At 73.5% G+C, this 6,000-nt stretch carries 4 protein-coding genes; 1 reads left to right on the forward strand and 3 read right to left on the reverse strand.

Translation table 11 applies throughout. The annotated features are described in order from the left end of the window. Positions 1-11 precede the first annotated feature (11 nt). The gene (locus BIV57_RS17870; protein ID WP_079170437.1) at positions 12-1,439 is read right to left on the reverse strand and encodes a M16 family metallopeptidase; all 1,428 of its coding nucleotides are present in this window, start codon (positions 1,437-1,439) and stop codon (positions 12-14) included. After that, positions 1,436-2,815: a M16 family metallopeptidase gene (locus tag BIV57_RS17875; protein WP_071657846.1), complete on the reverse strand. Its 1,380-nt coding sequence runs from the start codon at positions 2,813-2,815 to the stop codon at positions 1,436-1,438. Before BIV57_RS17875 ends, BIV57_RS17870 begins: the two co-directional genes overlap by 4 nt. Before the next feature lie 202 nt (positions 2,816-3,017). Here BIV57_RS17875 and BIV57_RS17880 point away from each other — a divergent pair, with 202 nt between their 5' ends. Next, complete coding sequence (locus BIV57_RS17880) at positions 3,018-5,504, forward strand: DNA gyrase/topoisomerase IV subunit A (RefSeq protein ID WP_071657847.1); 2,487 nt, start codon at positions 3,018-3,020, stop codon at positions 5,502-5,504. 93 nt (positions 5,505-5,597) lie between these two features. Here BIV57_RS17880 and BIV57_RS25300 read toward each other — a convergent pair. After that, on the reverse strand, positions 5,598-6,000 hold a 403-nt coding region (locus BIV57_RS25300), incomplete at its 5' end, for a hypothetical protein (RefSeq protein WP_175548787.1).

Genomic DNA, 6,000 nt, shown 5'->3' on the forward strand with positions numbered 1-6,000 from the left:
CCGAACGGCGCTCAGCTCTGCACCGTCACCGGCCCGATGCCCAGCTTCCGCACCTCGTCGCCGATCCGCGAGGCATCGCCGACCAGCACGACGACCATCCGGTCCAACGGGAAGGCCGCCGTCGCCGCGGCCGTCGCGGCCTCGGCCGTGACCTTGGCCAACCGCTGGTACTGGTGCGCCTGGTAGTCGTCCGGCAGGCCCTGTTCGACCTGGTCGGCGAGCGTGTCCGCGACCGCCGCCGCCGTCTCGTACTTCAGCGGGGCGACGCCCACCAGGTTCTGCACCGCCGCGTTCCGCTCGTCCGCCGTCAGCCCGCCGTCCGCCACCCCGCGGATGACCGCGACCAGGTCGCCGAGCGCCGCGCCCGTCACCTCGGTCTGCACCGAGCCGGCGATGCCGAGCAGCGCGCCGCGCCCGTCGCCGCCCTCGCCGGAGCGCACCACCTGCGGGAACGCCCGGATGCCGTAGGTGTAGCCCTTCTCCTCGCGCAGCACCCGGTCCAGACGGGACGTCAGCGTCCCGCCCAGGCAGTAGATGCCGACGACCTGCTCCGCCCACGTGGGGTCGTGCCGGTCCGGGCCGGTGCGGCCGATGAGGACCTGCGTCTGGACGGAGCCCGGGCGGTCGACGATCACCACGCGGGCGGCGTCGTCCGAGGCCACGGGGGCCAGCCGGGAGTGCTCGGCGGGGGTGCCGCCCCAGGCGCCCAGCGTGCGCTCCAGCACCCCGTCCAGGTCGGCCTCGGAGAGGTCGCCGGCGATCACCGCGCAGGCCGTCGCGGGCCGGAAGTGCTCGGCGTGGAAGGCGGCCACCGCGTCGCGGTCGATGCGGCGGACGGTCTCCGCGGTGCCCTGCCGGGGCCGGGAGACGCGGTCGGCGGCCGGGAACAGCTCGGCGTAGAGGGCCATCGCGGCGCGCCGCTGCGGGTTGGCCAGCTCATGGGTGATCTCGTCGAGGCGGTTGGCGACCAGCCGCTCGATCTCGGCGTCCGGGAACGCCGGCGCCCGCACCGCCTCGGCGACCAGCTCCAGCGCCTGCTCCAGGCGGGAGGCCGGCACCTCCAGGGAGACCCGGATGCCGGGGTGGTCGGCCTGGGCGTCGAGGGTCGCGCCGCACCGCTCCAGCGCGGCGGCGAACTCCTCGCCGTCCATCCGCGCGGTGCCCTCGGCGAGGGCGCGGGCGGTGAGGGTGGCGACGCCGTCCAGGCCCTCCGGCTCGGCGTGCAGCGGCGCGTCGACCGACAGCTCGACGGCCACCACATGGCGGCCGGGCCGGTGGCAGCGCAGCACGGTGAGGCCGTTGCCGAGGACGGAGCGCTCGGGGGCGGGGAAGACCCACGGCCGGGGCTCGGCGGCCTCGGGGCGCGGATGGAGCGTCATCTCCGGCGCGATGACGGGCGTTTCGGTGCCCGTGGCCGGGGTCTGCGGCTCGGTGCTCATCGGTCCTCGTCCTCCGTGGCGTCGTCCTCGGTCCCGGCCGCGCTCTCCGCACCGGTCGGCTCGTAGACCAGCACCGCCCGGTTGTCGGGCCGCAGCCGCTCGGCGGTGATGGCCCGCACCTCCTCGGCGGTGATGTCCAGCAGGCGGTCGACGGCGGTGGTGGCCAGCTGCGGGTCGCCGAAGAGCGTCGCGTAGCGGGCGAGTTCGTCAGCCTTGCCGTGCGCGGTGTCGAGGCGGTCGAACCACTCGCGCTCGATCTGCGCCTGGGCGCGCTCCATCTCCTCGGCCGTGGGGCCGTCCGCGGCGAGTCGGGCCAGCTCCTCGTCGACGGCCGCCTCGATGTCCTCGATGCGGGCGTCGCCGGAGGTCTTGGCGTCCATCCAGCCCACCGAGGGGGCGCCGGCGAGCCGCATCATGCCGAAGCCGGCGACCACGGCGAGGCGGTCGCGGCGGACCAGGCGGTTGTGCAGGCGGGACGACTCGCCGGCGCCCAGCACGGTGAGCGCGATGTCGGCGGCGTCGGCCTCCCGGGTGCCGTCCACGGGCAGCCGGTAGGCGGCCATCAGGGCGCGGGACGGGACGTCCTCGTGCACCACGCGGCGCAGTTGGCCGCCCATCACCGGCGGCAGGCCGGTGCCGTCCGCGGGGGCGGGCTTGGTCGCGTTCTCGGAGGTCCCGGGGATGGTGCCGAAGTACTTCTCCACCCAGGCGACCGTCTGCGCCGGGTCGATGTCGCCGACCACCGTCAGCACCGCGTTGTTGGGCGCGTAGTAGGTGCGGAAGAAGGCCTGGACGTCGGCGAGGGAGGCCGCGTCGAGGTCGTCCATCGAGCCGATCGGCATGTGGTGGTACGGGTGGCCCTCGGGGAAGGCCATCGCGACGAGCTTCTCGAACGCGGTGCCGTAGGGCTGGTTGTCGTACCGCTGGCGGCGCTCGTTCTTGACCACGTCGCGCTGGTTGTCCAGGCTCTGCTGGTCGAGCGCGGCGAGCAGGCTGCCCATCCGGTCGGCCTCCAGCCAGAGCGCCAGCTCCAACTGGTGGGCGGGCATGGTCTCGAAGTAGTTGGTGCGCTCGAAGCTGGTGGTGCCGTTGAGGGAGCCGCCGGCGCCCTGCACCAGTTCGAAGTGGCCGTTGCCGGGGATGCTGGCCGAGCCCTGGAACATCAGGTGCTCGAAGAGGTGGGCCAGGCCGGTGCGGCCGGGGCGCTCGTGGCGGGAGCCGACGTCGTACCAGAGGCAGACGGACGCGACCGGCGTCAGGTGGTCCTCCGAGAGCACCAGCCGGAGGCCGTTGCCGAGCCGGTGCTCCGTAGCGGTGAAGGCGCCGGAGCCGCGGGGGGCGGCGGTCCGGTCGGCCGGTCGGGCCGGATTGGCCATGGGGGCGTCGGTCCTTTCGCTTCGTCGAGCGTCGTGTCGGGCCAGCCTACGGCGTCGGACCGGCGCCGCGGCTCCGGCCGGAGGGCCCGGTCGGCGGTGCCTGTCGGGGCTTGTCCGACGCAGGCGCCACAATGGAGCGTCCGCCGTTCGTCGAAACAGCCGCGGAGTTGACCCGCGACCCGCAAAGGAGCACCGGGAAGAGATGGCCCGCCGCAGCACCAGAGCACCGCAGCCCGCCGACGACTTCGAGGAGAACATCCAGGATGTCGATGTCGTCGACGAGATGCGCTCGTCCTACCTCGAGTACTCCTACTCGGTCATCTACGCCCGAGCGCTGCCCGACGCCCGCGACGGCCTGAAGCCGGTCCACCGCCGGATCCTCTACCAGATGGGCCAGATGGGGCTGCGGCCCGATCGGCCGCATGTGAAGTCCGCCCGCGTGGTGGGCGAGGTGATGGGCCGGCTGCACCCGCACGGCGACACCGCGATCTACGACGCGCTGGTGCGCCTGGCGCAGCCGTTCTCCATGCGGCTCCCGGTGGTCGACGGGCACGGCAACTTCGGCTCGCTGGGCAATGACGACCCGCCGGCCCAGATGCGCTACACCGAGGCGCGGTTGGCCCCGGCCGCGCTGCTGATGAACGAGTCGATCGACGAGGACACCGTCCCGTTCGAGCCGAACTACGACGGCAGCGAGAACGAGCCCGAGGTGCTCCCCGCCGCCTACCCGAACCTGCTGGTCAACGGCGTGTCCGGGATCGCCGTGGGCATGGCCACCAACATGGCGCCGCACAACCTGGGCGAAGTGGTGGCCGCCGCGCGGCATCTGATCAAGCATCCGAACGCCGACCTCGAGACGCTGATGAAGCACGTCCCGGGGCCCGATCTGCCGACCGGCGGTCGGATCGTCGGGCTGGGCGGGGTGCGGGACGCCTACGAGACGGGCCGCGGCACCTTCAAGATCCGGGCCACCTGCTCGATCGAGAACGTCACGCCGCGCCGCAAGGGCATCGTCATCACCGAGCTGCCCTACAACATCGGCCCGGAGAAGGTCATCACCAAGATCAAGGATCTGGTGGGCCAGAAGAAGCTCCAGGGCATCGCCGACCTCAAGGACCTGACGGACCGCTCCCACGGGCTGCGGCTGGTGATAGAGGTCAAGAACGGGATCAACCCGGAGGCGCTGCTGGAGCAGCTCTACCGGCTGACCCCGCTGGAGGAGACCTTCGGCATCAACAACGTGGCGCTGGTCGACGGCCAGCCGCTGACGCTGGGCCTGAAGGAGCTGCTCCAGGTCTACATCGACCACCGGTTCGAGGTGGTGCGGCGGCGCAGCGAGTTCCGGCGCACCAAGCGCGCCGACCGGCTGCACCTGGTCGAGGGCCTGCTCACCGCGCTGATCGACATCGACGAGGTGATCGCGCTCATCCGGGGCAGCGAGAACGCGGCCCAGGCCAAGCAGCGCCTGATGGAGCGCTTCGGGCTGACGGACGTCCAGACGCAGTACATCCTCGACACGCCGCTGCGCCGGCTCACCCAGTACGACCGGATCGAGCTGGAGTCCGAGCAGGACCAGCTGCGCAAGGAGATCGCCGAGCTGACGGCGATCCTGGATTCGGACGAGCTGCTGCGCAAGACCGTCTCGGACGAACTGGCGGCGGTCTCGAAGAAGTTCGCCACGCCGCGCCGCACCGAGCTGGTCGAGGTGGCCGCCGGGGCGCCGGTCGCCACCGCGGGGCCGCTGGAGGTGGCGGACAACCCGTGCCGGGTGCTGCTCTCCTCCACGGGGCTGCTGGCGCGCACCGCCAACGGCGAGGGCTTCGACGAGGACCCGTCGGCCGGGCCGGGCAAGCGGGCCAAGCACGACGTGATCGTCTCGGCGGTGCCGTCCACCACGCGGGGCCAGATCGGCGTGGTCACCTCGGAGGGCCGGCTGCTCCGGCTCGACGTGGTCGACCTGCCGGAGCTGCCCGAGCCGGCGTCCGGCGCCAAGGCGGGGCGGCCCACGCTGGCGGGCGGCGCGCCCGTCTCGGAGTTCCTCGAACTCCACTCGGACGAGGCGGTCCTGGCGTTGACGACGCTGGACGAGTCGTCACCCGGGCTGGCGCTGGGCACGCTCCAGGGCGTGGTCAAGCGGGTCGTCCCGGAGTGGCCGTCCAACAAGGACGAGTTCGAGATCATCGCCCTGAAGGACGGCGACCGGGTGGTCGGCGCGGTGGAGCTGCGCACCGGCGAGGAGGATCTCGTCTTCATCACCGACGAGGCCCAGCTGCTGCGCTATCCCGCGTCGCAGGTGCGGCCGCAGGGCAAGCCGGCGGCGGGCATGGCGGGCATCAAGCTCGCCGACGGCATCCAGGTGCTCTCCTTCACCGCGCTGGATCCGTCGCGGGACGGCCTGGTGGTGACGGTGGCCGGCAGCCGGGGCACTCTCTCGGGCACCGGCTTCGGGACGGTGAAGGCGACGCCGTTCGACCAGTACCCGCGGAAGGGGCGCGCCACCGCGGGCGTCCGCTGCCAGCGGTTCCTGCGCGGCGAGGACTGCCTGGTGGCGGCGTGGGCGGTGGCCTCCCCGGCGCGGGCGGCGACGGCGAACGGCACGCCGGTCGAGCTCCCCGAGATCGACCCCCGCCGCGACGGGTCCGGCTCCGCGGTCAAGCGCGAGTTCACCATCGTCGCCGGCGCGGTGTAGCGCCGCGTTGACGCCCCGGCGCCCCAGGTGGGGCGCCGGGGCGCCGGGGCGAAGGTGCGGCAACAGGGCCACCGCGGCCACCGCGGCCACCGCTCACCGCAACTCGGCGACCTCCTGCAGCAGCCCCCAGGTGAAGTCCGCGGCGTACTGCTTGCCCTGCGACGTGATCAGCAGCCGCGACCGCGTCGGCGCCGACCCTTCGAGGGGACGCGCCCCGGGGAACGACCGCGCCACGTCCTCCACCGTGAACTCCCACGGCACCAGCCCGTCCACCCCGGCGGCACGCGGGACCTCCTCCCCCGCCGCGCGGACCAGCCACTCCTGCCAGACCCCGCGCCCGTCCGGCCCGGTCACCACCTCGAACCGCAGCCGCGGCCACAGCGGGACGGGCCACAGGTGCGCGGTGAACACGGCGTCCCCCACCCGCCGTTCGACGGCCGCCTCCGGCGCCCCCAACACCCGCCGATACCGCCCCAGCGCACCCCCACTCCCCCCA

The sequence above is a fragment of the Mangrovactinospora gilvigrisea genome (assembly GCF_001879105.1).
Lineage (GTDB): Bacteria > Actinomycetota > Actinomycetes > Streptomycetales > Streptomycetaceae > Mangrovactinospora > Mangrovactinospora gilvigrisea.